The organism is Streptosporangium sp. NPDC048047 (assembly GCF_040653115.1).
Classification (GTDB): domain Bacteria; phylum Actinomycetota; class Actinomycetes; order Streptosporangiales; family Streptosporangiaceae; genus Streptosporangium.
In genome coordinates, this window is the sequence record NZ_JBEZNH010000032.1 from 1 (window position 1) to 25,431 (window position 25,431).

The following is a 25,431-nucleotide window of genomic DNA, read 5'->3' on the forward strand; positions in this document are numbered from 1 at the left end:
GGCACCATCCGCACCCACGAATCCACCCGCAAGCTCCAGCGCCGCCTCGGCAACGGGACCGCCCGCATCCTGTCGGCGACGGTGTGCCATGAGCGGGGACGCTGGTTCGTCTCCTTCCAGGTGGAGGTCAAGCGAGAGATCACCCGCCTGGCCCGGCCCGGTGTGGCCGTGGGGGTGGACCTCGGGGTGAAGGTGCTGGCGGTGCTGGCCGACAGCGCCGGAAAGATCCGCTACGTGCCGAACCCGGCGCACTACGACGCCGCGGTGAAGACGCTCAGGCGGTCCTCGCGCCGGGTGTCGCGCCGCCGGGGACCGGACCGGCGCGCCGGGCAGATGCCTTCGCGACGCTGGCTCAAGGCCGACGCCGAACGCAACCGGGTGCACCACCGTGTGAGCAACCTGCGCGCTGACGCGCTGCACAAGCTCACCACCGGCATTCGCGCCGAGTACGGCACGGTGGTGGTGGAAGACCTGAACGTCGCCGGGATGCTCCGCAATCGGCGTCTGGCACGCAAGATCGCTGACGCCGGGTTCGGGGAGATCCGGCGCCAGCTCGCCTACAAGGGTCAGTGGGCACACGGCCGCACCGTCGTGGCGTCGCGCTGGTATCCCTCCTCGAAGACCTGCTCGGGCTGCGGCGCGGTGAAAGCCAAGCTGCCGCTGCATGTTCGAGTGTTCGTCTGCGACGACTGCCCCCTTGTGATGGACCGGGACGAGAACGCAGCCCGAAACCTCGCCGCTCTCGCGGCGAGGTGCACCACTGGTACCGGAGTGGCCGGAGACCAGGGAGCGCAAGCTCCGAAACCGCGTGGAGCCGACCGCAAGACCCGCGCCACCACCCGCAGCCGCAAGGCCACGGGTGGGCGGGCAGGTGGCGCAGAACCGACCTGTGGTCGGAAGGAACCGCGAGACCGTACTCAGGACACCGAAGCGCAGCCCGCGCTCTGGTGACACCGTGACGGACCTTCCGGGACGTAATGCCCGGATTGCTGATATCCGACTACGGAATCAGCAACGGCTATCGGACGCAGCAGGTGGAGCAGGGGTCGGCGTCCGGGAGGGTGATCCACAGGCAGCAGGTGCGGCGGCGGTAGCCGTCGCCGTCCGGGACGAGCAGGCCGTCCACGGGCGGGCCCATCTCGGCGAGCAGCCGGGTCACGTCGTCCCGGGGGACGAGCGGCAGCAGCGGGTGGGCGATGGCTTCGGCCGTCGAGCCCCACAGGGTGCGCTCACCGAGCCTGGTCTGCGTACAGAGGGCGCGGATCAGGGGGTGCTGGCCGTCGAGGAGCGCGTCCCGTACGGCTGAGGCGAGGCCGGGGACGATGACCGTCCCGGGGGTGCCCGCCAGCGGGTCGCCGGGGAGCACCGCGACGGTCACCGCGCTCCCCGTGGCCGCCGCGATCGTCACCCCGGCGTCCGACGGCCTGACCAGCGTGCCGGCGAGGCGCATCAGCGGCACGCGGCGTTCCAGTGCCCAGCCCAGCACCATCGGCAGGGTGTGCCAGTAGGTGTAGGTCTTCCACAGCAGGGCCGCGGCGACGTGCCGCGGCGCGCTCCACCGCTCCGCCGTCTCGTCCACCAGGGCGAGCAGCGGCCCGTACGGCTCCCGCGTCAGCTCGGGGACGGGGATCCATCCCGGGGAGTCGTCGGCCACCAGGCCGGGCAGGACCCCCAGGACGCCTCCCCGCTCGCCGGCCAGTTCGCGGAGGTGCTCCGACAGGGCGGGCAGCGGGATCATGCCTCCCTCAAGCGGCGGTGTCCCTCCCCCGTGTGGCGCCGGGTGGTCGGACAGGGCGGCCGGCGGAACCGTACCTCCCTCGTGCGACGTCCGGGGCTCCGGCGGAGCGGTCAGCGGCATCGGTCCTCCCCCGTGGGATATACATCATTCCGTCTTAAAAGCTGAAAAATGGTCATATACGGCCTGCTCTCCGCCTGGCGGTGAGCAGCCAGACGAGGTAGCCGCCGCCGAGCAGGCCGGTCAGCACGCCGACCGGGAGCTGACGATCGGCGAACAGTCGTTGTGCGGCCCAGTCTGCGCAGAGCAGCAGGGCCGCGCCCGCGACCATCGAGGCGAGCGGGCCGGGGCCCGCCGTACGGGTGGTCCGCCTGGCGAGCTGGGGCGCGGTGAGCGCCACGAAGGCCACCGGCCCGGCGGCGGCCGCCGCGAAGGAGGCGAGCAGCACGGCCGCCGCCGACAGGGTCAGGCGCAGCGCGCCGAGCCGTACGCCGAGGCCGAGCGCCACGTCGTCGCCCATCTCGGCGACCGCCAGAGCCCGCGCGCAGCCGAGCGCCACCGGGACCAGCACGGCCATGGCGACGAGCAGCGGAAGGGCGTCCCTCCAGCCCCGGCCGTCCAGGCTGCCGGTGATCCACAGCAGGGCGCGCGCCGCCTCCATGAGCTGGGCCCGGGTCATCAGGTAGCCGTTGACGCCGGTGAGGATGGCGGCGGCGCCGATGCCGGCCAGTACGAGGCGGTGCCCGTGCACGCCGTTGCGCCAGGTCAGGGCGAGCAGTACGGCCCCGGTGGCGACGCCCCCGGCGGCCGCCCCGGCCGCGAGCGCCACGCTGCCGCCGCCCGCGACGACCGCGAGCAGCGCCCCCGCACTGGCGCCCTGGGTGAGGCCGAGCAGGTCGGGGCTGCCGAGCGGGTTGCGCACGAGCGACTGGAGGAGGGCTCCGGCCAGGGCCAGGGAGGCGCCGACGAGCAGGGCGGTCACCAGGCGGGGCAGCCGGAGCTCGTTGACGATGAAGTCCTCGGCGGGCGTGCCGCCCCCGGTGAGGATCCGCAGGACGTCGGGCGGGGTCATCGGGTCGTCACCGCCGCCGAGGGTGAGCGCGGCGGCGGCGAGCGCCAGCAGCGCCCAGCAGACGCCCGCGACCAGGGCCCGCGGCCGGAAGGCCACCGAGCGGTCCCCCGGGAACCGCAGGACGGCCGCCGAACCGCTCCGGACCGGGTGCGAGCCGATGGCGGAGCCGCCACGAGCCGTTCGCGGGGCCGTCGCGGAGTCATCTGAGGGCGTTCGCAGGACCGCCGCGGAGCCGTCATAGGACGTTCGCGGGCTCGCCGCGGAGTCACCTCCGGCCGGATATGGGGCAACTGCGGAGGCGTCCCCGGCCGGTCGCGGGTCGTTCGCGGAGCCGCCGCGCGCGGAACGGGCGGGGATCACAGCTGCGCCGTCCTGGTCCGGCGGATGAGGTACAGGAAGAACGGGCCGCCCAGCACCGCGGTCACGATGCCGGCCTGCAGCTCGCCGGGCCGGGCCACCACCCGGCCGAGGACGTCCGCGCCGAGCAGCAGCACCGGCGCGAGCACCGCGCAGTACGGCAGCAGCCAGCGCAGATCCGGGCCGGTCACCGCCCGTACCAGGTGGGGGACGATGAGTCCCACGAAGACGATCGGCCCGCAGGCCGCGGTGGCGGCCCCGCACAGCAGCGTGACCGCCACGATCGAGACCGTGCGGATCCGCGCGGGGCGGACGCCCAGCGCGCGGGCGGTGTCGTCGCCGAGCGAGAGGGTGCCGAGCGGACGGGCCAGGGCCAGGGCGAGCAGCAGGCCCGCGCCGATGAACGGCAGCACCTTGGCGACGGTCACGGGCTGCGCGCCGGCCAGCGAGCCGACCGTCCACATGCGCATCCGCTCCAGCGAGCCGCTGTCCAGCAGCATCACCGCGCTCACGTAGGAGTAGAGCGTGGCGTTGAGGGCGGCGCCGGCCAGCGCCAGCCGGGCCGGGGTCGCCCCGCGCCCGCCGCCGACCGTGTGGATGAGCACCGCGACGGCCGCGGCTCCGGCCAGCGCGAACCACACGTAGCCGTCGAACGTGGCGACCCCGAGGAAACCGGCTGCCGTGGCCACCGCGGCCGAGGCGCCGGCGTTCACCCCCAGCAGTCCGGGGTCGGCGAGCGGGTTGCGGGTCAGCGCCTGCATCAGGCCGCCGGCCGTACCCAGGGCGGCTCCGGCGAGCAGGCCGAGCAGGGTGCGCGGCAGGCGCATCCCGTGCACCACGGTGGACGCCGCCGAGTCTCCGGCCACGAGCCCCTGCCACACCTCGGACGGGGAGAGCTGCCTCGCGCCGAACCCGACGCTGAGCACCAGTACGGCGAGCAGCACGAGGGCGGCGCCTGCCAGGCCGGCGGCCCGCGCCGCGTTCCCGGTCCCGTTCCGGGCTCCCTTCCCGGTTCCGGGCGCGCGCCTCCGGGCCACCCGCCGGTCCGTCGTGACGGACCCGGCGGAACCGGCCGACCCGGTGGACCCGGCGGGCACAGCGGACCCCGCGGAACCGGCGGGCGCGGCGGACCCGGCCGGCCCGGTGGACGCGGCCGGCGGGACCTCGGCGGGTTCGGTGACAGGCAGGGCGGGCTCCGGTGCGACGGGGACGGCGGGGACGGTGGGCAGGGCGGGTGCGGCGTTCCTCGGGGGCCGGTGCGGTGTCCCCTCCGGTCAGGTTAGGTTAACCTAACCAAAATCTCCTTTAGGTTAGCCTAACCGAACTCACGAGAGAAGGCCGGATCATGCCCAACCCCGGGGTCGTCCCCCGAATGTCCCGCCGCGGGCTCCTCACCGCGGGCGGCGCAGCCGCCCTGGGCGTCCTGCTCGGCGCCTGCGGCGGGAACGACGGGAAGCCCTCGTCCGCCGCGCCCTCCGGAACCGGAGACGGCGCCGCGGGCGGATCGTGGTCCTTCACCGACGACCGGAAGCAGGCGGTCACCGCCGCCGCGGCCCCCTCACGCGTCGTCGCCTTCACCGGTACGGCGGCGGCCCTCGCCGACTTCGGACTCTCCCAGAAGATCGTCGGCGTCTTCGGCGAGACCGTCCGCAAGGACGGCACGCCCGACCCGCAGGCCGGCTCCCTGGACGTGGGCGAGCTGGAGATCCTCGGCAACGCCTGGGGCGAGTTCGACATCGAGAAGTACGCCGCGCTGCGTCCCGGCCTGCTGGTCACGCACATGTACGACCCCGGCGCCCTCTGGTACGTCCCGGACGAGAGCAAGGACAAGATCCTGAAGCTCGCGCCCAGCGTCGCCATAACGGTCGCGCGGGTCCCCCTCCCCGAGCCGATCGAGCGGTACGCCGAGCTCGCCGCGTCGCTCGGCGCCGACCTCGGCGCACCGGAGGTCATCGCCGCCAAGGCCCGCTTCGAGGCCGCCGCCGAGTCGCTGCGCCGCGCGGCGGCGGAGAACTCCGGGATCAAGGTCATGGCCGTCTCCGGAAGCCCCGACCTGATGTACGTCTCCAACCCCGAGGTCAACACCGACCTGATGTACTTCGCCGAACTCGGGGTCGACGTCGTCCGCCCGGAGAAGACCGACACCGGCGGCTACTACGAGAGTCTGAGCTGGGAGAACGCCGACAAGTACGACGCGGACCTGATCCTGCTCGACAACCGCTCCACCGCCCTGCAACCCCCGGACCTCGCCTCCAAGCCCGCGTGGACCCGGCTGCCCGCGGTGAAGGCGGGTCAGGTCGCCTCCTGGGACACCGTGCCCCGCTTCTCGTACGCGGGCGCCGCTCCCCTGCTGGAGAACCTGGCCAAGTCCGTGGGCGAGGCCGAGAAGGTCCGCTGACCCGCGCGGGCATCCGTACGGCGGAGCACCGGGAAGCCCGGCCGTCCGGCCACGGCGTCCGGCCGGGGCGGTCCGGCGCGCCCGCGGGCACCCGGGACGCCCGCCGTACGCGGTCCGGGACGCCCGCCGTACGCGGTCCGGGACGCCCGGCCTGCGGCGCGCCGGGCCGTCCGCCGGGTTTCCGTGATCCATCGACCCGGTGACGGTAGTTTGTCCGTCATGGACAGCGGTACGGAGATCGGCCGGCGCCGGGCGCGCCTCGCACCCTGGGCCGCGCTGCTCGCCGTCGCCGCGCTCGCCGCCTGCGGCACGGACCCCGCGGGCACGGCCGCGGTGGCCCCGTCCACTCAGACGTCCGCCGCGGAGCGAACCCCGCCGGCCCCGCAGCCCTCGCCGTCCGGAGGGGAGGCGGGGGGACGGGCGGCGACGCCGTCCGGGTCACCGGACGAGGCGGCCCTGCCCGCCCCCGGCGAGCCGATCCCCCGGGACCCGGCGAAGCTCGCCAGGGCGCTGGAGACCACCACGCGGCGGCTCCACGGCGCCGTCGACGACTGGACCGGCGGAGGGACCGGCGGGACCGGTGGCGGGACCGCGAAGGGCCGCCCGCCGCGGGCGGTCGTGCTGGAGGCGCTGTACCAGCAGCGGATCTACCGCTTCACCGCCCGCAACCCCGGCGTGGCCTCCCGCGCCTTCGCCCGGCTGCCGGCCCGGCTCGCCGCCGAGGCCCGCGACAACACGACCGCCATCCGCGGGCTGCTGGCGCTGGCCCACCCGGTCAAGGACGCCTCGAAGTTCCGCATCGAGGAGCCGCCGGCCGCCTCCGCCCTCCTCGGCCACTTCAAGAAGGCCGAGCGCCGGTTCGGCGTCGAGTGGGAGGTCCTGGCGTCGGTGATGTTCGCCGAGACGAAGTTCGGCCGGGTGCGCTCGCCGAGCTACGTGGGGGCGAAGGGCCCGATGCAGTTCATGCCGGGCACGTGGAAGGCGTACGGCATGGGCGGCGACATCCACGACCCCGGGGACGCCGTCATGGCCGCCGCCAACTACCTCCACGCCTCGGGCGCGCCCCGCGACTACCGGCGGGCGCTGTACGCCTACAACCACTCCACGGCGTACGTCGACGCCATCCTGCTGCACGCCCGCCAGATGAAGCGGGATCCGCGCAACTACTACGCGTACTACAACTGGCAGGTGTTCGTCATCACCACGAAGGGCGAGCGCCGCATCAGCGGCCCCTGACCCGGCGCCACCGGGTCTGGAAGCGGACGAGGAGCGGGTCAGTGCGAGACATCACCGTGTTCGGCGGCGGCGCCCACCCCCGGCTGGCCGCCGGCATCTGCTCCCACCTCGGGACGTCGCTGCACCCGGTCCGGGTCACCCGCTTCGCCAACGACTGCCTGGAGGCGCAGCTGCAGGCCAACTGCAGGGAGCGGGACGTCTTCATCATCCAGCCCCTCGTCCCGCCGGTCCAGGAGAACCTCGTCGAGCTGCTCCTGATGCTGGACGCCGCCCGGGGGGCCTCGGCGGCCCGGACGACCGTGGTGATGTCGCACTACGCCTACGCCCGGTCGGACAAGAAGGACGCCCCGCGCATCTCCATCGGGGGACGCCTGGTCGCCGACCTGCTGGTGACCGCGGGGGCGGACCGGGTGCTCACGATGGCGCTGCACTCCCCGCAGGTGCACGGCTTCTTCAGCGTCCCGGTGGACCATCTGCACGCCCTGCGCGAGCTGGCGGCGTACTTCCGCCGGTACGACCTGTCGAACACGGTCGCCGTCTCCCCCGACCTCGGCTACGCCAAGCAGGCCGCGGCCTTCGCCCGGCTCCTGGGCGTCGGCGTCGCGATGGGCGCCAAGCAGCGGCTCAGCGACGACCGCGTCGTCATCGGCTCGGTGATCGGCGACGTCGCGGGCCGGGACGTCATCGTCGTGGACGACGAGATCGCGCGGGGGACGACCGTGCTCGAACTGCTCGACCGGCTCCGCGACCTCGGGGCCGGCTCGGTGCGGGTGGCCTGCACGCACGGCCTCTTCGCCGCCGGGGCCGTGGACCGGATCGGCGGCCGGCCCGAGGTCGAGGAGATCGTCTGCACCGACACCGTGCCGGTCCCCGAGGCCGCGCCCGGGTCCAAGCTGCGCGTCCTGTCGGTCGCCCCGGCGTTCGCCGAGGCCATGCGCCGCATCCACGACGGCGAGTCGGTCAGCGCCCTGTTCGACGCCTCCTGATCGCGGCTGTTGACGTTATCGGGGGAAAGATATACGTTCCGGTAGATTTCACGGTTGTCCGAGGGAAATCCGGTGAGATGCCGGTGCGGACGCGCCACTGTATCCGGGACTGAGATCCCGGGAGCCAGGTCGCTCGGGCGATCGTGACCTCACTGACCGGGACGCGTCATCCCTGAGGAGGCACTGATGAGCGATATCTCCGCTCCTTCCGCGATACCCCTGCCGCGCCTGCGCCCCTGGCTGTTGCTGGCCGTACCGGTGCTGCTGCTGATCGCCTACCTGGTTCTGATGGACAACGGCGCGATCTCGCAGACCGGCACGTTCCTTCACGAACTCATGCACGACGGGCGGCACCTGCTCGGCGTGCCCTGTCACTAGGGGCGGAAATGATCCGCACCCTGTTGGTCAGGGGCCTGCTCGTGGGGCTCCTGGCCGGATTCGTCGCGGGCGCGTTCGCCTTCGTCCTCGGAGAGCCGCGTGTGGACGCCGCCATCGCCCTGGAGGAGGCCGCGGCGGCGGCCGGACCCGGAAGCGGGCCCGCGTCCGCCGGGGAGGCCGGTCACGACCATGCCGGGGCGGCGGGACACGACCACGGTGAGGGGGCCGTCGTCAGCCGGCCCGTGCAGAAGGCCGGGCTCTTCCTCGCGACCGGGCTGTACGGCCTGGCCGCGGGCGGGGTGTTCGCCCTCGTGTTCGCCGGCCTGCGCGGCCGGTTCGGGCCCCGCGGTGACGGCGCGCTGGCGCTCGCCGCGGCGGCGACGGCGTTCGTCGCGGTCATTCTCGTGCCTTTCCTGAAATATCCGGCCAACCCACCGGCGGTGGGCGACCCCGAGACGATCAACAGCCGGACGGCCCTGTACGTGGTAATGATCATCGTCGGGCTGGCGGCCGTGGCCGTGGCGGTGGCCACCGCCAGAAGGGTCACCGCCGGACCGTGGCAGCGCCGGGTGGCGGCCGGTGTCGCGTTCCTGGTGCCCGTCGTCGCGGCGTGGCTGCTGCTGCCGGAGGTCGACGAGGTTCCCGGCGGGTTCCCCGCCTCGCTGCTGTGGGACTTCCGGCTGGTCTCGCTGGGCACGCAACTCGTCTTCTGGACGGCCTTCGGCGTGCTGTTCGGCTGGGTCAGTGACCGGGTGGCGGGGCGGTCCGCGCTCTCGCCGGCCGCGTCGAGCGGCTGAACGGGATGCTGTTCCTCCGCCAGGCCGGCACGCCCGGCACGCGTTCGGCGTGCTTCCCGACGGACGAGCCCGCCGACGCGGCGAGCCTGAGGAAGGCCGCGAGCCTGCGCGGAGCGGTGAGCCTGCGCTGGCCGGAAAGCCCGTGTGAGGCCGGAAGGCCGGGCCCCGCCTCGATGACGGCCGGGGTCGGCGCGGTCGTGACGGGGGCGGCCACGGCCTGGGTCGCGCCGGTCACGGCCGCGCGGCAGACCGCCGCCGCCCTCGGGTGCGAGGCGCTCGACGCGCCGGAGCTCGCCGAGGCGGACGCCGGTCGCTGGCGCGGCCTGCCGTACGCGCGGGTCGCCGAGGCGGAGCCGGGCGGTCTCGCCGCGTGGCTCGGCGACCCGGAGGCGGCCCCGCACGGCGGGGAGAGCCTGGCCCGTCTCGCCGCCCGGGTGTCCCGGTGGCTCGACGCCGCCGCGGCCGACGCCGTCGTCATCTGCGACGTCGGGGTCATCAGGGCGGCGCTGGGCCACGCGCTCGGCCTCGGCCCGGCGGCGACCGCGCGGTTCGACGTGGCGCCGCTCTCGACCACCGAACTCGTCCCCGTACGCGGCGGCTGGCGCGTCGCCCACGTCAACCGGAAGGTCGTCACGTGACCGTCACCTATCCCTTCAGCGCCGTGGTCGGCCTCGACGACCTCAAGCTGGCGCTGATCCTCAACGCCGTCTCCCCACGGGTGGGCGGGGTGCTGGTGCGCGGTGAGAAGGGCACCGCCAAGTCGACGATCGTGCGGGCCCTGGCGGCCCAGCTTCCGGCCGTCGACGTCGTCCGCGGCTGCCGCTTCGCCTGCGACCCGGCCGCGCCCGACCCCGGCTGCCCCGACGGCCCGCACGCTCCGGACGCTCCGGACACGGAGCGGGTACGGCGGGCGGCGTCGCTCGTGGAGCTGCCGGTCGGCGCCTCGGAGGACCGGCTGGTCGGCTCGCTGGACCTCGAACGGGCGCTCACCGAAGGGGTGAAGGCGTTCGAGCCGGGCCTGCTGGCGGCCGCGCACCGCGGGGTGCTCTACGTCGACGAGGTCAACCTGCTCCACGACCACCTGGTCGACCTGCTGCTCGACGCGGCCGCCCTGGGGACCTGCTACGTCGAGCGCGAGTCGGTGTCGGTACGGCACGCGGCCCGCTTCCTGCTGGTCGGCACCATGAACCCGGAGGAGGGCGAGCTGCGGCCGCAGCTGCTCGACCGGTTCGGGCTGACCGTCGAGGTGAGGGCGTCGCGCGATCCGGACGAACGGGCCGAGGTGGTCCGCCGCAGGCTCGCCTTCGAGTCCTCGCCCACCGGATTCGCCGAGCGGTGGGCCGGGCGGGAGGCGGAGCTGGCGGGGCGGATCGCCGCGGCGCGCGGGCTGCTCGCCTCGGTCCGCCTGCCCGACGCCCGGCTGCGGCAGATCACGGCCGTCTGCGCGGAGTTCGAGGTGGACGGCCTGCGCGCCGATCTGGTCACCGCCCACGCCGCGATCGCGCACGCGGCCTGGCACGGCCGGACGGGTGTGGAGGTGGAGGACGTCCGGGCCGCGGCGCGGCTGGCCCTGCCGCACCGGCGGCGGCGCGACCCGTTCGACGCGCCGGGACTGGATGAGGACAGGCTGGAGGAGGTGCTGGAACGGACCTCCGGGGACGACGACGAGCCGCCCCCCGGACCGCCGGGGGGAACGCCTCCGGAGACCGGCCCGCGCGGCGGCCCGGAGGAGCCGGGAAGGCGTCCCGAACCCGGTCCGGGCGACCCGGAAGGCCGGGGGGAGTCCGCCGGCCGGGGACCGGAACCGGCTGATCGAGGTCCTGAACCGGCCGCACCGGGTCCGGACCCGTCCGCGACGGATCCGGGACGGGCCTCTCAGAGCCCGGCACAGGCCGAACCCGGCTCGGAACCGGTCGTCCCGGGTCCCGGACGCCCTTCCCTGGAAACGGCCGGCGCCGCCGCGCCGTACCGGGTGCGCCTGCTGGCCGTACCCGGCGTGGGCGAGGGCGCCGCCGGACGCCGCTCGCGGGCCCGCACCGGGCGGGGCCGGAGCACCGGCTCCCGCCTGCCGGAGGGCGGGGCCCGTGACCTGCACGTGCCCGCGACCCTGCTGGCCGCGGCCCCGCACCAGGCACGGCGGGGACGGCGGTCGGCCGGGCTGGTGCTGCGCGCGGGCGACCTGCGGGAGAAGGTCCGCGAGGGCAAGGAGGGCAACCTCGTCCTGTTCGTGGTCGACGCCAGCGGCTCGATGGCCGCGAGGAAACGCATGACCGCGGTGAAGACCGCCGTGCTGAGCCTGCTGCTGGACGCCTACCAGCGCCGGGACAAGGTCGGCCTGGTCACCTTCCGGGGCGGCTCGGCCCGGCTGGACCTGCCGCCGACGTCGTCCGTGGAGGCGGGTGCGGCCCGGTTGCGGACGCTTCCGACCGGGGGCCGCACCCCGCTGGCCGCGGGGCTGGCGAAGGCCGCGGAGGTGCTGCGCCTGGAGGGCGTGCGCGATCCCGCGCGCCGTCCGCTGCTGGTCCTGGTCACCGACGGGCGGGCGACCGCGGGAGGGGACGTGGAGCGCGCCGCCGGATCACTGCGGGGCGTGGCGAGCGTGGTCGTCGACTGCGAGAGCGGTCCGGTCAGGCTCGGTCTGGCGCGGCGGCTGGCGGCCCTGCTGGGCGCGCCCGCCGTACCGCTGGAGGACCTCGGATCGGTGGTCCGCGACCACCGGAAGGCGGTGTGAGATGCCCCAGGGAAAGCCGGACGTCGTGCCGGACGACGGCCTGACCACCAGGCAGCGGCGCAACCGGCCGCTGCTGATGGTCCACACCGGACCGGGCAAGGGCAAGTCCACCGCGGCCTTCGGGATGGCGCTGCGCGCCTGGAACCAGGGCTGGCCGGTCGGGGTGTTCCAGTTCGTGAAGTCCGCCAGGTGGCGGGTGGGCGAGGAACGCGCGCTGCGGGTCCTGGGCGACAGCGGCGAGGGCGGCACGGTGGCGTGGCACAAGATGGGCGAGGGCTGGTCGTGGATCCAGCGGCCGGGCGCCGACCACTCCGACGACGCCCGCGAGGGCTGGGCGCAGATCAAACGCGACCTGGCGGCCGAGACCTACCGCTTCTACGTGCTGGACGAGTTCACCTACCCGCTCAAATGGGGCTGGCTGGACCTCGACGACGTGGTGGAGACGCTCACCGGCAGGCCGGACGCGCAGCACGTCGTGATCACCGGCAGGGACGCCCCGCAACGACTGGTCGAGGCCGCCGACCTGGTGACCGAGATGGGCAAGGTCCGCCATCCCATGGACGCCGGGCAGAAAGGGCAGAAGGGCATCGAGTGGTAGTGCCCCGGCTGGTCGTCGCCGCGCCCGCCTCGGGCGGCGGCAAGACGACGGTGGCCACCGGCCTGATGGCCGCGCTGCGGAGCCGGGGCCTGCGGGTCTCGCCCCACAAGGTGGGCCCCGACTACATCGATCCCGGCTACCACGCCCTGGCCAGCGGGCGCCCGGGACGCAACCTCGATCCGTGGCTGGTGGGAGAGGAGCGGATCGCGCCGCTGTTCCGGCACGGTGCCCGCGACGCCGACCTGGCCGTCGTCGAGGGGGTCATGGGGCTGTTCGACGGCCGGGGCGGCACGGACTTCGCCTCGACGGCGCACGTCGCCCGGCTCCTGGACGCGCCGGTGGTCCTGGTCGTGGACGTGGCGGGGCGGAGCCGGTCCGTCGCGGCGCTCGTGCACGGCTTCGCCACCTTCGACCCGCGGGTGCGGGTGGGCGGTGTGATCCTCAACCGGGTCGGCTCCGCCCGGCACGAGGAGATGTGCCGGGCGGCGCTGGCCGGCGTGGCGCCCGTACTGGGTGCGCTCCGGCGCGACGACGCCGTCGAGACGCCGTCCCGCCACCTCGGACTCGTTCCCGCGGCCGAACGCGCGGGGGAGGCGGCCGCCGCGGTCGCCCGGCTGGGCGGGCTCGTCGCCGCCTCCTGCGACCTCGACGCGCTGGTACGGCTGGCCGCGAGCGCGCCCCCGCTGCCCGGCCCGGCATGGACGCCGCCGGAACCGGCCGGCGTCCCGGAAGCGGCGGGCTCCGTGGCCACGACCCCGGCGGCCGGATGGGGCGCGGGACCGGCCGCCGCGCGGGGCCCGCGGTCCGGGCCGGTCGTCGCCGTCGCCGGTGGGGCCGCCTTCACCTTCGGTTACACCGAGCACGTGGAGTTGCTGCGCGCAGCCGGGGCGGAGGTGGCCGTGTTCGACCCGCTGCGCGACGAGCGCCTGCCCGAGGGGACCGGAGCCCTCGTCATCGGCGGCGGCTTCCCCGAGGTCTACGCGTCCGAGCTCGCGGCCAACGAGGCGCTGCGCCGCGAGGTCGCGGCCTTCGGCGGGCCGATCGCCGCCGAGTGCGCCGGGCTGCTCTACCTGTGCGAGGAGCTCGACGGCAGGCGCATGTGCGGGCGCGTCCCGGCCGGCGCGCGGATGACGCCCAGGCTGACCCTCGGCTACCGGGAGGCCGTGGCCGGGCCGTCCCTGCTGACGCGTCCGGGCGAGCGCTACCGCGGCCACGAGTTCCACCGGACCGCCGTGGACCCGCCCGGCGAGCCGCTGTTCCGCTGGGAGGGCGGCGCCGACGGCTACGGCGACGCCCTCCTGACCGCCTCCTACCTGCACCTGCACTGGGCGGGCGCGCCGGAGGCGGCTCAGCGGCTGGTGTCGTCCTCCAGGTCGCCCTCGGTTTTGAGGTAGACCTCTTGGAGACCACGCAGGATGTCCGGGTCCGGATGCTCCCACATGCCCCGCTCGGCGGCCTCCAGCAGGCGCTCGGCGACGCCGTGCAGCGCCCAGGGGTTGGACCGCGCCATGAACGCCTGGTTCTCCGGGTCGAGCACGTAGGTCTCGGCGAGCCTGTCGTACATCCAGTCGGCCATGACCCCGGTGGTGGCGTCGTAGCCGAACAGGTAGTCCACGGTCGCGGCCAGCTCGAAGGCCCCCTTGTAGCCGTGGCGCCGCATCGCGGCCAGCCACCGGGGGTTGACCACGCGGGCGCGGAAGATCCGCGACGTCTCCTCCGAGAGGGTCCGGGTGCGGACGGCCTCGGGCCTGGTGCTGTCGCCCACGTAGGCTGCCGGAGCCCTGCCGGTCAGCGCCCGCACGGTGGCGATCATGCCGCCGTGGTACTGGAAGTAGTCGTCGGAGTCGGCGATGTCGTGCTCACGGGTGTCGATGTTCTTGGCGGCGACCGCGATGCGGCGGTAGGCGCTCTCCATGGCGGGACGCGCGGGCACGCCGTCCAGGTCGCGGCCGTAGGCGTAGCCGCCCCACACGGCGTAGACCTCGGCCAGGTCGGCGTCGTCGCGCCAGTTGCGGCTGTCGATCAGCGGCAGCAGCCCGGCGCCGTACGCCCCCGGCGCCGAGCCGAAGACGCGCAGCGTGGCGCGGCGCTCGTCGCCGTGGCCCTCGGCGCGTACGTGGGCGCGCACGTGGTTGTCCTCGTCGTCCTCCTCCAGCCCGGCGACGAGCCGTACGGCGTCGTCGATCAGGACGACCACGTGCGGGAAGGCGTCGCGGAAGAAGCCGCTGATGCGCACCGTCACGTCGATCCGGGGACGGCCCAGCTCCTCCAGCGGAACCGGTTCCAGACCGGTGACGCGCCTGGACGCCTCGTCCCACCGGGGCCGTACGCCGAGCAGGGCGAGGACCTCGGCCACGTCGTCGCCCGCCGTGCGCATGGCGCTGGTGCCCCACACCGACAGGCCCACCGAGCGCGGCCACTCGCCGTGGTCGGCGCGGTAGCGCTCAAGCAGCGAGTCGGCCATGGCCTGCCCGGTCTCCCAGGCGAGCCTGCTGGGCACCGCGCGCGGATCGACGGAGTAGAAGTTGCGCCCGGTCGGCAGCACGTTGACCAGGCCGCGCAGCGGCGAACCGCTGGGCCCGGCGGGCACATAGCCGCCGTCGAGGGCGTGCAGCACATGGTCGATCTCGTCCGTCGTACGGCTCAGCCGGGGCACGACCTCGGTGGCCGCGAACTCCAGGACGCGGGTGACGAGCGGGACGCGGTCCCCGGCCCCGGCGTCCACGCTCCCGGCGTCCACGCTCCCGACGCCCGCGGTGCCGACGCCCGCGGCTCCGGCATTCGCGGTGCCGCCGCCCGCGGTCCCGGCGGCGGTGGAGCCGGTGGACAGGACGTCGGCGGATCCGAGCACGGCGCGCGCCACCTCGGCGGCGGCGGCCGGGTGCCAGCCGCGCTCCTCCATCGTCTCGACGAGCGTCCTGGCCACCGCCTCGACGCGGTCCACCTCACCCAGCGCGGCGCTGCCGTCCTCGGCGAGCCCGAGCGCCTCGCGCAGGCCGGGCAGCGTCCGCGCGCCCGCCCACATCTGCCGGGCGCGCAGCATCGCCAGCACCAGGTCCACCCGCGCCGGGCCCTCGGGGGCCTGGCCGAGCACGTGGAGGCCGTCGCGGATCTGCGCGTCCTTGACCTCGCAGAGCCAGCCGTCGACGTGCAGCAGGAAGTCGTCGAACTCGGCGTCGTGCGGCCGGTCGGTCAGGCCCAGGTCGTGGTCGAGCCTGGCCGCCTGGATCAGCGTCCAGATCTGCGCCCTGACGGCGGGGAGCTTGGCCGGGTCCATGGCGGCGATGGAGGCGTGCTCGTCGAGCAGCTGCTCCAGCCGGGCGATGTCGCCGTAGGTCTCGGCCCTGGCCATGGGCGGCACCAGGTGGTCGACCAGGACGGCGTGCGCCCGCCGCTTGGCCTGGGTGCCCTCGCCCGGGTCGTTGACCAGGAACGGATAGATGAGCGGCAGGTCGCCGAGCGCGGCGTCGGTGCCGCAGGAGGCGGACATGCCCGCGGACTTGCCCGGCAGCCATTCCAGGTTGCCGTGCTTGCCGACGTGCACCATGGCGTGCGCGCCGAAGGACGACGACAGCCAGCGGTAGGCCGCCAGGTAGTGGTGACTCGGCGGCAGGTCGGGGTCGTGGTAGATCGCGATCGGGTTCTCACCGAAGCCGCGCGGCGGCTGCACCATCACGACCACGTTCCCGGAGCGCAGCGCGGCCAGCACGATGTCGCCCTCGTGCACGAACAGCTCACCGGGGGGCGGCCCCCAGTGGCGCTCCATCCCCTCGCGCAGGTCCCCGGGAAGGGTGGCGTACCACTCCGCGTAGTCGGCGGCGGCGATGCGGATCGGGTTGCCCGCGAGCTGCTCCTCGCTCAGCCAGTCGGGGTCCTGGCCCCCGGCGGCGATCAGGGCGTGGATCAGCGCGTCGCCGTCCTGTTCGGCCACCCCCGGGAACCCCTCGCCCAGGTCGTAGCCCGCCTCGGCGAGGCGGGCGAGCAGGCGCACGGTGCTGGCGGGGGTGTCGAGGCCGACGGCGTTGCCGACGCGCGAGTGCTTGGTCGGGTAGGCCGACAGCATCACCACCAGGCGACGCCCGGCGGGCGGGGTACGGCGCAGCAGGCCGTGCCGTACGGCGATGCCGGCCACCCGGGCGGCCCGCTCGGGGTCGGCGACGTAGACGGTCAGGCCGTCGGGGTCGATCTCCTTGAAGGAGAACGGCACGGTGATGATCCGGCCGTCGAACTCCGGGATCGCCACCTGCGAGGCCGCGTCCAGCGGGGAGAGGCCGTCGTCGTTCTCCTCCCACGCCTTCCGGCTGCTCGTCAGGCAGAGACCCTGCAGGATCGGGACGTCGAGCCGGGCGAGCGCGCCGACGTCCCAGGCCCCGTCGTCGCCGCCCGCGCCGGCCGCCGCCGGGTTGGAGCCGCCCGCCGCCAGCACGGTGACGACCAGCGCGTCGGCCCGGCGCAGCGTTTCGAGCAGGCCGGGCTCCGCCGTGCGGAGCGAGGAGCAGAAGACCGGGAGCGCCCGGCCGCCCGCGGCCTCGACGGCCCGGCACAGGGACTCGACGAAGGCGGTGTTGCCCGCCATGTGGTGGGCCCGGTAGTAGAGCACCCCGATCACCGGACCGGTCGTGTCCGCCGCCTCGCGCTCCAGCGGACCCCAGGCCGGGGCCGGCAGGGGCGGTTCGAAGCCCCGGCCGGTCAGCAGCACGGTGTCGGTCAGGAAGGCGTGCAGCTCGGCCAGGTTGGCGGGGCCTCCGTGGGCCAGGTAGGAGTGCGCCTGCGCGCAGACGCCGCCGCTGACGGTGGACAGCTCCATCAGTTCGGCGTCGGGGGCCTGCTCGCCGCCCAGGACGACGACCGGCCGGGGCCCGGCCAGCAGCGCGTCGAGGCCCTCCTCCCAGGCGCGGCGCCCGCCCAGCAGGCGCACCACGACCAGGTCGGCGCCCTCCACGAGGCCGGGGACGTCGTCGGCCAGGAGCCTGGCGGGGTTGCCGAGCCGGTAGCCGGCGCCGCTGGCCCTCGCGCTCAGCAGGTCGGTGTCGGACGTCGACAGCAAAAGGACTGTGGGCACGGGGATGTCCTCCCTCGGGGTCCTCGCCCCGGTCGCGGGTGTCGCGGCGGCCGGAGTCTCCTGGCTCCCGGATCGACGCTCACCCCGGCCTTCCCTGTGACAGTGGCCTGCGGTGGGGTTCGCTCCCCGGTGACAGTGGCGGGACCGCGCCGGACTCACACCGGCTTCCTCCTGACCTTCGCCTCCGGCAAGCCTATGACGGGAGATCCGCCATGACCATCCACGACTTCCCCCCGGACGGCCGCACCGGACGGACCCGCCCGGACGAGCCGCCACGCCTTGACGGACCGCCACGCCTTGACGGACCGCCACGCCTTGACGGACCGCCACGCCCTGACGGACCGCCACGCCCTGACAGACGGGCGCGTCCCGGTGGGCGAGCACGTCCCGACGCCTGCCCGGGGACGGTCCAGGTGCACCAGGCCGCCGACGGTCCGCTGGCCCGGGTGCGCACGCCGGGCGGCATCCTCACCACGCCGCAGCTGCGGGAGCTGGCCCGCTGCGCCCGCGACCTCGGCTCCGGGGTGATCGAGCTGACCTCGCGAGCCAACGTGCAGGTGCGGGGCCTGCGCGACCCCGCCGCCTTCGCCGCGCGGATCGCGGAGGCCGGGCTGCGGCCCTCGGACACGCACGAGCGGGTGCGCAACATCGTCGCCGCGCCGTCGGTGGCCGGCGCGCTCGTGGCCGAGCTGGACCGGTCCCTGTGCGCCCGGCCGGAACTGGCCGGGCTGCCCGGCCGGTTCCTTTTCGCGCTGGGCGGCACCGGGCTGCCCGTCGACGCGGCCTCCGTCGACGGCCGGCTGCTGCTGGCCGGGTACGAGGTGGACGGCGTGCCGGGCACGGTCGACGGCCTGCTGGAGGCGGCGGCGGCCTTCCTGCGGCTGCGTACCGACGAGTGGCGCGTCTCCGAGCTGGCGGACGGCCCGGCGAGGATCGCCGCCGAGCTGGGCGGGACGGCGGGCGCGTACCGGCCGCCCCTCCCTCCGGAGCGGCCCGCCGGACTGGTGGAGGCACTGGTGCCGCTGGGCCGTCTCACTCCCGAACAGGCCCTGGCGCTCGCCGGCCTCGCCGAGCGGGCTTCGACGCCCGCCCGCTTCACCGAGCGGACCCCGGCACGCACCGGTCCCGCCGAGCGGCCTCCGGCGCCGCCGATGCCCGGGTGGCCCGTCGCGCACCCCGGCCCCGCCGGGCGGGTCACCGGACCCCCCGACGCCGAGGTGCGGCTGTCGCCCCGCCGTACCGTCTTCGTCGCGGACCGCCCCGGCGTCGGCGGCGCGCTGGAGGCGGCCGGGCTCATCACCGACCCGGACTCCCCCTGGACGGGCGTGACCGCCTGCGCGGGACGGCCCGGATGCGCCAAGGCCCTGGCCGACGTGCGGGCCGACGCCGCACGCTGGGTGCCCCGGCGTCACACGGAGCTGCCCGTGCACTGGGCGGGCTGCGAGCGGCAGTGCGGGCTGCCGCCCGGCCGGGTCGTGCGGATGGTCGCCACCGCCGACGGATACGAGGAAAGGCATCAGTGACCGACTACATACGCGACGGCGCCGAGATCTACCGGCTGTCGTTCGCCACGATCCGCGCCGAGAGCGACCTGGACGGCCTGCCGCCCGAGGTCGCCCGGGTGGCGGTACGGATGATCCATGCCTGCGGCATGACCGACCTGGTGCGCGACCTGGACTGGTCGCCCGGGGCGGTCGTCCGGGCCGAGCGGGCGCTGCGCACGGGCGCGCCCGTGCTCTGCGACGCCATGATGGTCGCCTCCGGCGTGACGCGCCGCCGTCTCCCCGCGGGCAACGAGGTCGTCTGCACGCTCGGCGACCCGCGCGTCCCGGAGCTGGCCGAACGCCTGGGCACCACGCGCAGCGCCGCCGCCCTGGAGCTGTGGCGGGACCGGCTGGAGGGCTCCGTGGTCGCGATCGGCAACGCGCCCACGGCGCTGTTCCGCCTGCTGGAGCTGGTCGCCGAGGGGGCGGGACGCCCGGCGGCGGTGCTGGGGATCCCGGTCGGCTTCGTCGGCGCGGCCGAGTCCAAGCGGGCGCTGGCCGACAGCGACCTCGAACACCTGGTGGTGCACGGCCGCCGCGGCGGCAGTGCGATGACGGCGGCGGCGGTCAACGCCATCGCGAGCGAAACGGAGTGAGTCACATGTCGGGACGCCTGTACGGCGTCGGCCTCGGGCCCGGCGACCCCGAACTGGTCACCGTCAAGACAGCCCGGCTGATCGGCGAGGCGGACGTGGTCGCCTACCACGCCGCGCGGCACGGGCGCAGCATCGCCCGGTCCATCGCCCGGCCGTACCTGCGGGAGGGGCAGATCGAGGAGGCGCTGCAGTACCCGCTGACCACGGAGACCACCGGCCATCCGGGCGGCTACCAGGGAGCGCTCGACGACTTCTACGCCGAGTGCGCGGCCCGGCTCGCCGCGCACCTCGACGCGGGGCGGACCGTGGTGGTGCTGAGCGAGGGCGACCCGCTCTTCTACGGCTCCTACATGCACATGCACAAGCGGCTGGCGCACCGCTACCCGACCGAGGTGGTGCCGGGCGTCACCTCGGTCAGCGCCGCGTCGGCGGTGCTCGGCCGCCCGCTCGTGGAGCGCGACGAGGTGCTGACCGTGCTGCCCGGCACGCTGCCGGGCGAGGAGCTGGCCGAACGGCTGCGCGGCACGGACTCGGCGGCCGTCATGAAGCTGGGACGCTCCTTCGCCAAGGTGCGCGACGCCTTCGCCGAGGCCGGACGGCTCGACGACGCCTGGTACGTCGAGCGGGCCACGATGGGCGGCGAGCGGGTCGCGCCGCTCAAAGACGTGGACCCCGAGGGGGTGCCGTACTTCTCCCTGGCGCTGCTGAGCAGCCCGGCGGAGCGCGCCTTCGTGCCGCAACCCGTGCCGGATCCGGTCCCCGGCACCGCGGCCGGGGAGGTCGTCGTGATCGGGCTCGGCCCGGCCGGGCGGCCCTGGCTCACGCCGGAGGCCCAGGACGCGCTGGCGACCGCCACCGACCTGGTCGGGTACGGGCCCTACGTGGACCGGGTCGAGCCGAACCCGCGCCAGCGGCGGCACCGAACCGACAACCGGGTGGAGGCGGAGCGGGCCCGGCACGCCCTGGAACTGGCCGGTGAGGGACGCCGCGTCGCGGTGGTCTCCTCGGGTGACCCGGGGGTGTTCGCCATGGCCAGCGCGGTCCTGGAGGCCGCGGCCGGCTTCCCGGACGTGCCGGTGCGGGTGGTGCCGGGGCTGACGGCCGCCCAGGCGGTCGCGGCCAGGGCGGGCGCGCCGCTCGGGCACGACCACTGCGTGATCTCGCTGTCCGACATCCTCAAGCCGTGGGAGGTGGTCGCCGAGCGCCTGTCCGCCGCCGCGCGGGCCGACCTGGTGCTGGCGATCTACAACCCGGCCTCGCGCAGCCGTACGTGGCAGCTGTCCGCCGCCCGTGACCTGCTGCTGGAGCACCGTGATCCGGATACCCCGGTGGTGATCGGCCGCGCCGTCGGCGGCCCCGACGAGAGCGTCACCGTCACCTCGCTCGGCGAGCTGGACCCGGCCGCGGTGGACATGCGCTGCCTGCTCATCGTCGGCTCCTCCACCACCCGCGTCACCGGGACGGGCGCGGTCTACACGCCGCGCCGCTATCCCTGAGCCCGGCTCGCGGCCACACGCCGCGCCGCCGTCCCCGGCTCACGGTCGCGGTCCGCGTCGTCGTCTCCGGGTCCGGCTCACGGTCGCGGTCCGCGCCGCCGTCCCCGGGCCCAGTCCGCGGCCTCGGCCACGGTGGCGACGTGGAGCCGGCCCGGCGGTGGCGGCGGCCGGTCCACCATGACCACCCGGAGGCCGGCCCGCCGCGCGGCGACGAGCTTCGCGGTGGTCATGGAGCCGCCGCTGTCCTTGGTGACGAGGACGCCGAGCCGGTGGTCGCGGATGAGGGCCAGCTCGCCCTCCACCGTGTACGGACCGCGGCTGAGGATCACGTGGACGTTGTCCGGAACCGGCGGCTCCGGCGGGTCCACGGACCTCGCCAGGAACCACGCGTCGGACAGACGCGTGAAGACCGGCAGGCTGCGGCGGCCGGTGGTGAGGAACACCCGGTCACCCGCGCCGATCAGCCCGGCGGCCCCCTCCAGCGTGGGCACCCGCAGCCAGGCGTCCCCCGGCTCCTCGTGCCAGCCGGGCCGCCGCAGGATCAGCAGGGGGACGCCCGTGCGGTCGGCGGCCTCCGCCGCCGACGCGGTCATCCTGGCCGCGAAGGGGTGGGTCGCGTCCACCACCGCGTCGATCCGCTCGGCGCGCAGCCAGGCCGCCAGCCCATCGGGGCCGCCGAAGCCGCCCTCGCGGACCTCCCCGACGGGCAGGCGCGGGTCGGAGACCCGGCCCGCCAGCGAGGAGACGACGCGCACGCCACACGCGGTCAGCTCTCCGGCCAGGGCGCGGGCCTCCGCGGTGCCGCCGAGGATCAGGACGCGCCGCACGCGCGGTCCCGCTCGGCGCTGTAGAGGTGGCTGTCCGGGAACCGGCTCGCCGTGAGCGCCCGGCCCACGACGATCACCGCGGTGCGCCTGATCCCCGCCTCCTTCACCTGCCCGGCGATGCCGGACAGCGTGCCGCGCAGGATGACCTCGTTCTCGCGGCCCGCGTAGGCGACCACGGCGACCGGGCAGTCCCCGCCGTAGTTCGGCAGCAGCTCCGCCACGACGGCGTCGATGCGCTGGACGGCCAGGTGCAGCACCATCGTGGCGCGGCTGGCGCCCAGCGTCGCCAGGTCCTCGCCGGGCGGCATCGGGGTGGCCCTGGCCGAGGTCCTGGTGAGGACGACCGTCTGGGCGACCCCCGGGACAGTCAGCTCCCGCCGCAGGGAGGCGGCCGCCGCGGCGAAGGCGGGCACGCCGGGCACCACCTCGTACGGCACGCCGAGCTCGTCGAGCCTGCGCATCTGCTCGGCCACCGCGCTGAAGATCGACGGGTCGCCCGAGTGCAGCCGGGCCACGTCCCGGCCACAGGCGAGCTCCTCGACGATCTCGTCGAGGGTGAGGCCGGCGCTGTCGACGAGCCGGGCCCCGGGCGGGCAGGCGTCGAGCAGCTCGCGCGGCACCAGGGAGCCCGCGTACACGCAGACCGGGGCCTTCTGGAGGACACGCAGCCCCCGTACGGTGATCAGGTCGGCCGCGCCGGGACCGGCGCCGATGAAGTACACGGTCATGGGGTGTCCTTCCTGACGGACCAGACGGTGACGGGCATCGCCGCGCGCCAGCCGGTGAAGCCCCCGACGGGCGAGGCGCGCTGTACGGCCAGGCGCACGAGGTCGCCGCCGAGCCTGCCGTACCAGCCCGCGACCACCGCCTCGGACTCCAGCGTGACGGCGTTGGCCACCAGCCGGCCGCCCGGAGGCAGCGCGGCCCAGCACGCCTCGACGAGGCCGGGAACGGTGACGCCGCCGCCGACGAAGACCGCGTCGGGGCGGGGCAGCCCGTCCAGCGCGGCGGGCGCGGCGCCCTCGACCACCCGCAGGGCGGGCACGCCGAGGGCGTCGGCGTTGCGCCGGACGCGGGCGGCCCGTTCGGGACGGCTCTCCACGGCGACCGCCCGGCAGGACGGGTGGGCGCGCATCCACTCGATCGCGACGCTGCCCGCGCCCGCGCCGACGTCCCACAGCAGCTCGCCGGGGAAGGGCGCGAGCCGCGACAGGCTCACCGCGCGGACCTCGCGCTTGGTCAGCTGGCCGTCGTGTTCGAAGGCGTCGTCGGGCAGGCCCGGCACCCGGGCGAGCGGCCGCGACCCGGGCGCGGCCACGCAGTCGATCGCGATCACCCTCAGATCGCTTCCGGTCGTCCGCGGACCGTTCCCGGTCGTCCGCGGGTCGTCCCCGGCCGTCCGGGGGTCGTCCCCGATCGTCCGCGGGCCGCTTCCGGCCGTCCTCGGGTCGCTCTCGGCGACCACCGTCTCCGTCGGCGCGCCCAGGTCGGACAGGACGACGACCCGGCTCGGGCCGTACCCGGCCTCGTCCAGCGTGTCGCCGACGACGGCGGTGGAGCCGCCCAGCACCAGGACGCGGCGGCCGGGCTGCAGGGCGGCGCGGAGTGCGGCGGGCGGGCGGCCGACGAGGTTGACGACCTCGACGTTCTCCATCGGCCAGCCCAGCCGGGCGCAGGCCAGCGACACCGACGACACGTGCGGCAGCACCCGGACCCGCTCGGCCCCGAGCAGCCGGACCAGCGTGGAGCCGATCCCGTGGAACATCGGGTCGCCGCTGGCCAGCACGCATACGACCCGTTCCGGCGGCGGGCCCGATGACGGGTCCGGCGGTGAGCCCGGTGGTGAGCCCGGCGGTGGGTCCAGCAGCGAGTCCAGCAGGCCGGGGAGGTTCGGCAGAAGCGGCGAGGGCAGCGGGACGCGCTCCGCGCCCGTCTCGGGCACCAGGGCGAGCTGGCGGGCGCTGCCGACCACGACGTCGGCGGTCTCCACCGCGCGGCGAGATGCGGGGACGAGCCCGTCCCAGCCGTCGGCGCCGATGCCCACGACGGTGATCACACGTCGCCCGGAACCGGCCACATGCCGTCCGGTGCCGGCCACACGCCGCCCGGCGCGCGCGTGACCCGAATTCCCGGCGTCGTCCGGGCCGCGGCCGACCAGGTTCACCTGACTCCTTGAGGCTGATAGCAGGAAATATCGTACAAGTCGCCGCGTGACAGACTGTGGACCGTGAAGCGGCTACTGATCATCGGCATCGGCGCGGGCGACCCCGACCATCTCACCATCCAGGCTTCCAAGGCCATCGCCGCCACCGACGTCTTCTTCGTCATCGGCAAGGGCGAGGAGAAGGACGACCTGGTACGGCTGCGCAGAGACCTCATCGAGGAGCACGGCCGCCCGCCGTACCGGATCGTCGAGGGCCGCGACCCCGAGCGGGACCGGACCGCGGACGCCTACGCCGAGGCCGTCGAGGACTGGCGCGCCCGGCGGGCCGCGCTCTACGAGCGGATGATCGACGACTCCCTGGCGGACGGCGAGACCGGCGCCTTCCTCGTCTGGGGCGACCCCGGCGTCTACGACAGCACCCTGGCCATCCTGGAACGGCTGTCCTTCCCCTTCGATGTCGTCCCCGGCATCAGCGCCTTCTCCGCGCTGACCGCCCGCCACCGCACCACCCTCACCAGCGTCGCCAGGCCCGTGCACATCACCACCGGCCGCCGCCTCGCCGAGGAGGGGCCGACCGCGGACGACATGGTCGTCATGCTCGACGCCCGCTGTGCCTTCTCGGGCCTGGACGACTTCCACATCTACTGGGGCGCCTATCTCGGGACCGAGGACGAGATCCTGGTGGAGGGGCCGGTGGGAGAGGTCAGCGACCGGATCCGCGAGCTGCGGGCCGAAGCGCGGGCCCGGAAGGGCTGGATCATGGACACGTATCTCCTGCGCCGCCGCACCTGACGGATGCGGAACTTCTCCCCCGCGGATTCGTTGGAACAGATCATGCCGGTCCCCCTGAAAGACCAGACGTTGCGCTACCCCGCCCGCTCCCTGGTGATCCTGACGGGGCTGCCGGGCGCGGGGAAGTCCACCCTGCTGTCGCGGCTGTACGGCCTCGACGCGGCGGCGAGCGAGCCCGTCGTCGTCGGGAACACGGTGGTCATCGACTCCTACCAGTCGCGTAACCGGTGGGCGGGGCGGCTTCCGTCGGCCCCCGCGCCGGTGCGCCGCGCCGTCGTGTTCGCCACCCATTTCTGGCGGATCGGCCGCTCGGTCGCCCGCGGGCACCCGGTGATCGCCCACAACCGGGGGTGCGGCCCGCTCGTGCTGTACGGGTTCGCCCTGCTGGCCCGCAGAAGTAAAGCGCAACTGCACCTGCTGATGCTCGACGTCGAGCCGGAGACGGCGCTGGCCGGTCAGCGGGCCCGCGGCCGGGTGGTGGACGAGGTCACGTTCGACCGGCACCGCCGCCGCTGGGAGGCGCTGGCCGGCCGGGCGCGGGCCGGGAGACCGGTTCCCGCCTCGGGGGTGACGGTGATCGACCGGAGCGTCGCGAGCCGGCTCCGGTCGATCGACTTCGGCTGACCGCGCCCCGACCGGCCCGCCGGCCCGGCCTCGCCCAC

22 protein-coding genes and 2 riboswitches are annotated in these 25,431 nt (G+C 75.2%); of the genes, 15 read left to right on the plus strand and 7 right to left on the minus strand.

All coding sequences use genetic code 11. From position 1 onward, the window contains the following. Window positions 1-951, plus strand: a 951-nt coding sequence (locus AB0D67_RS24645) for an RNA-guided endonuclease TnpB family protein (RefSeq protein ID WP_362940158.1), incomplete at its 5' end; no start/stop codon positions are given. Between the two features lie 67 nt (window positions 952-1,018). Here AB0D67_RS24645 and AB0D67_RS24650 read toward each other — a convergent pair. The 3 genes from AB0D67_RS24650 to AB0D67_RS24660 form a co-directional block, all read right to left on the minus strand. After that, the gene (locus AB0D67_RS24650; RefSeq protein WP_362940161.1) at window positions 1,019-1,738 is read right to left on the minus strand and encodes a (2Fe-2S)-binding protein; all 720 of its coding nucleotides are present in this window, start codon (window positions 1,736-1,738) and stop codon (window positions 1,019-1,021) included. Window positions 1,739-1,910: 172 nt separating this feature from the next. Beyond that, a complete protein-coding gene (locus AB0D67_RS24655) occupies window positions 1,911-2,903 on the minus strand; it encodes an iron chelate uptake ABC transporter family permease subunit (protein WP_362940164.1) in 993 nt (330 codons plus the stop codon). 260 nt (window positions 2,904-3,163) lie between these two features. Continuing rightward, entirely contained in the window at window positions 3,164-4,201 is a 1,038-nt protein-coding gene (locus AB0D67_RS24660) for an iron ABC transporter permease (RefSeq protein WP_362940167.1), read from the minus strand. 308 nt (window positions 4,202-4,509) lie between these two features. Between AB0D67_RS24660 and AB0D67_RS24665 the strand changes: the two genes are divergently transcribed. The 9 genes from AB0D67_RS24665 (at window position 4,510) to AB0D67_RS24705 (ending at window position 13,682) form a co-directional block, all read left to right on the plus strand. Continuing rightward, a complete protein-coding gene (locus AB0D67_RS24665) occupies window positions 4,510-5,562 on the plus strand; it encodes an ABC transporter substrate-binding protein (protein WP_362940170.1) in 1,053 nt (350 codons plus the stop codon). Window positions 5,563-5,781: 219 nt separating this feature from the next. Next, window positions 5,782-6,798 carry a transglycosylase SLT domain-containing protein gene (locus AB0D67_RS24670; protein WP_362940173.1) on the plus strand — a complete coding sequence of 339 codons (1,017 nt, stop codon included), beginning with the start codon at window positions 5,782-5,784 and terminating at the stop codon, window positions 6,796-6,798. A 41-nt stretch (window positions 6,799-6,839) separates the two neighbouring features. Continuing rightward, window positions 6,840-7,784, plus strand: a complete 945-nt coding sequence (locus tag AB0D67_RS24675; protein WP_362940176.1) for a ribose-phosphate pyrophosphokinase — start codon at window positions 6,840-6,842, stop codon at window positions 7,782-7,784. Between the two features lie 36 nt (window positions 7,785-7,820). After that, window positions 7,821-7,968: riboswitch (adenosylcobalamin (AdoCbl) riboswitch) on the plus strand. 2 nt (window positions 7,969-7,970) lie between these two features. Further along, window positions 7,971-8,162 carry a CbtB-domain containing protein gene (locus AB0D67_RS24680; protein ID WP_362940179.1) on the plus strand — a complete coding sequence of 64 codons (192 nt, stop codon included), beginning with the start codon at window positions 7,971-7,973 and terminating at the stop codon, window positions 8,160-8,162. 8 nt (window positions 8,163-8,170) lie between these two features. Then, window positions 8,171-8,959 carry a CbtA family protein gene (locus AB0D67_RS24685; RefSeq protein ID WP_362940182.1) on the plus strand — a complete coding sequence of 263 codons (789 nt, stop codon included), beginning with the start codon at window positions 8,171-8,173 and terminating at the stop codon, window positions 8,957-8,959. 5 nt (window positions 8,960-8,964) lie between these two features. Then, a complete protein-coding gene (locus AB0D67_RS24690) occupies window positions 8,965-9,597 on the plus strand; it encodes a histidine phosphatase family protein (RefSeq protein ID WP_362940185.1) in 633 nt (210 codons plus the stop codon). Further along, window positions 9,594-11,690: a magnesium chelatase subunit D family protein gene (locus AB0D67_RS24695; protein WP_362940188.1), complete on the plus strand. Its 2,097-nt coding sequence runs from the start codon at window positions 9,594-9,596 to the stop codon at window positions 11,688-11,690. The genes AB0D67_RS24690 and AB0D67_RS24695 overlap by 4 nt, the downstream gene beginning before the upstream one ends. A gap of 1 nt (window position 11,691) precedes the next feature. Then, window positions 11,692-12,288, plus strand: coding sequence for a cob(I)yrinic acid a,c-diamide adenosyltransferase (gene cobO, locus AB0D67_RS24700; RefSeq protein ID WP_362940191.1), 597 nt, complete (start codon window positions 11,692-11,694; stop codon window positions 12,286-12,288). Window positions 12,289-12,296: 8 nt separating this feature from the next. Further along, window positions 12,297-13,682: a cobyrinate a,c-diamide synthase gene (locus AB0D67_RS24705; RefSeq protein WP_362940412.1), complete on the plus strand. Its 1,386-nt coding sequence runs from the start codon at window positions 12,297-12,299 to the stop codon at window positions 13,680-13,682. Here the strand turns inward: AB0D67_RS24705 and cobN are convergent. Further along, window positions 13,637-17,350, minus strand: coding sequence for a cobaltochelatase subunit CobN (gene cobN, locus AB0D67_RS24710; RefSeq protein ID WP_362940193.1), 3,714 nt, complete (start codon window positions 17,348-17,350; stop codon window positions 13,637-13,639). The genes AB0D67_RS24705 and cobN overlap by 46 nt on opposite strands. Before the next feature lie 53 nt (window positions 17,351-17,403). Continuing rightward, window positions 17,404-17,523, minus strand: a riboswitch (cobalamin riboswitch). A gap of 240 nt (window positions 17,524-17,763) precedes the next feature. Between cobN and AB0D67_RS24715 the strand changes: the two genes are divergently transcribed. From AB0D67_RS24715 to AB0D67_RS24725, 3 genes are read left to right on the plus strand one after another with little or no spacing between them, the layout of a single operon-like run. After that, the gene (locus AB0D67_RS24715; RefSeq protein WP_362940195.1) at window positions 17,764-18,873 is read left to right on the plus strand and encodes a precorrin-3B synthase; all 1,110 of its coding nucleotides are present in this window, start codon (window positions 17,764-17,766) and stop codon (window positions 18,871-18,873) included. After that, on the plus strand, window positions 18,870-19,490 hold the full coding sequence (locus AB0D67_RS24720; protein ID WP_362940198.1) for a precorrin-8X methylmutase: 621 nt from the start codon (window positions 18,870-18,872) through the stop codon (window positions 19,488-19,490). Before AB0D67_RS24715 ends, AB0D67_RS24720 begins: the two co-directional genes overlap by 4 nt. Window positions 19,491-19,495: 5 nt before the next feature. Further along, entirely contained in the window at window positions 19,496-20,986 is a 1,491-nt protein-coding gene (locus tag AB0D67_RS24725) for a precorrin-2 C(20)-methyltransferase (RefSeq protein WP_362940201.1), read from the plus strand. Window positions 20,987-21,063: 77 nt separating this feature from the next. Here AB0D67_RS24725 and AB0D67_RS24730 read toward each other — a convergent pair whose 3' ends face one another. Genes AB0D67_RS24730 through cbiE form a run of 3 tightly spaced genes read right to left on the minus strand, consistent with a single transcriptional unit; the run spans window position 21,064 to window position 23,977 of the window. Next, window positions 21,064-21,813 (minus strand): cobalt-precorrin-6A reductase, encoded by a 750-nt coding sequence (locus AB0D67_RS24730; protein ID WP_362940204.1) that lies wholly within the window; start codon window positions 21,811-21,813, stop codon window positions 21,064-21,066. Continuing rightward, a complete protein-coding gene (cobM, locus tag AB0D67_RS24735) occupies window positions 21,798-22,541 on the minus strand; it encodes a precorrin-4 C(11)-methyltransferase (protein WP_362940207.1) in 744 nt (247 codons plus the stop codon). The genes AB0D67_RS24730 and cobM overlap by 16 nt, the downstream gene beginning before the upstream one ends. After that, on the minus strand, window positions 22,538-23,977 hold the full coding sequence (cbiE, locus tag AB0D67_RS24740) for a precorrin-6y C5,15-methyltransferase (decarboxylating) subunit CbiE (RefSeq protein ID WP_362940210.1): 1,440 nt from the start codon (window positions 23,975-23,977) through the stop codon (window positions 22,538-22,540). Before cbiE ends, cobM begins: the two co-directional genes overlap by 4 nt. A 63-nt stretch (window positions 23,978-24,040) precedes the next feature. Here cbiE and cobF point away from each other — a divergent pair, with 63 nt between their 5' ends. Then, the gene (gene cobF / locus AB0D67_RS24745) at window positions 24,041-24,769 is read left to right on the plus strand and encodes a precorrin-6A synthase (deacetylating) (protein WP_362940213.1); all 729 of its coding nucleotides are present in this window, start codon (window positions 24,041-24,043) and stop codon (window positions 24,767-24,769) included. 42 nt (window positions 24,770-24,811) lie between these two features. Then, entirely contained in the window at window positions 24,812-25,393 is a 582-nt protein-coding gene (locus AB0D67_RS24750; protein ID WP_362940216.1) for an AAA family ATPase, read from the plus strand. Window positions 25,394-25,431 lie beyond the last annotated feature (38 nt).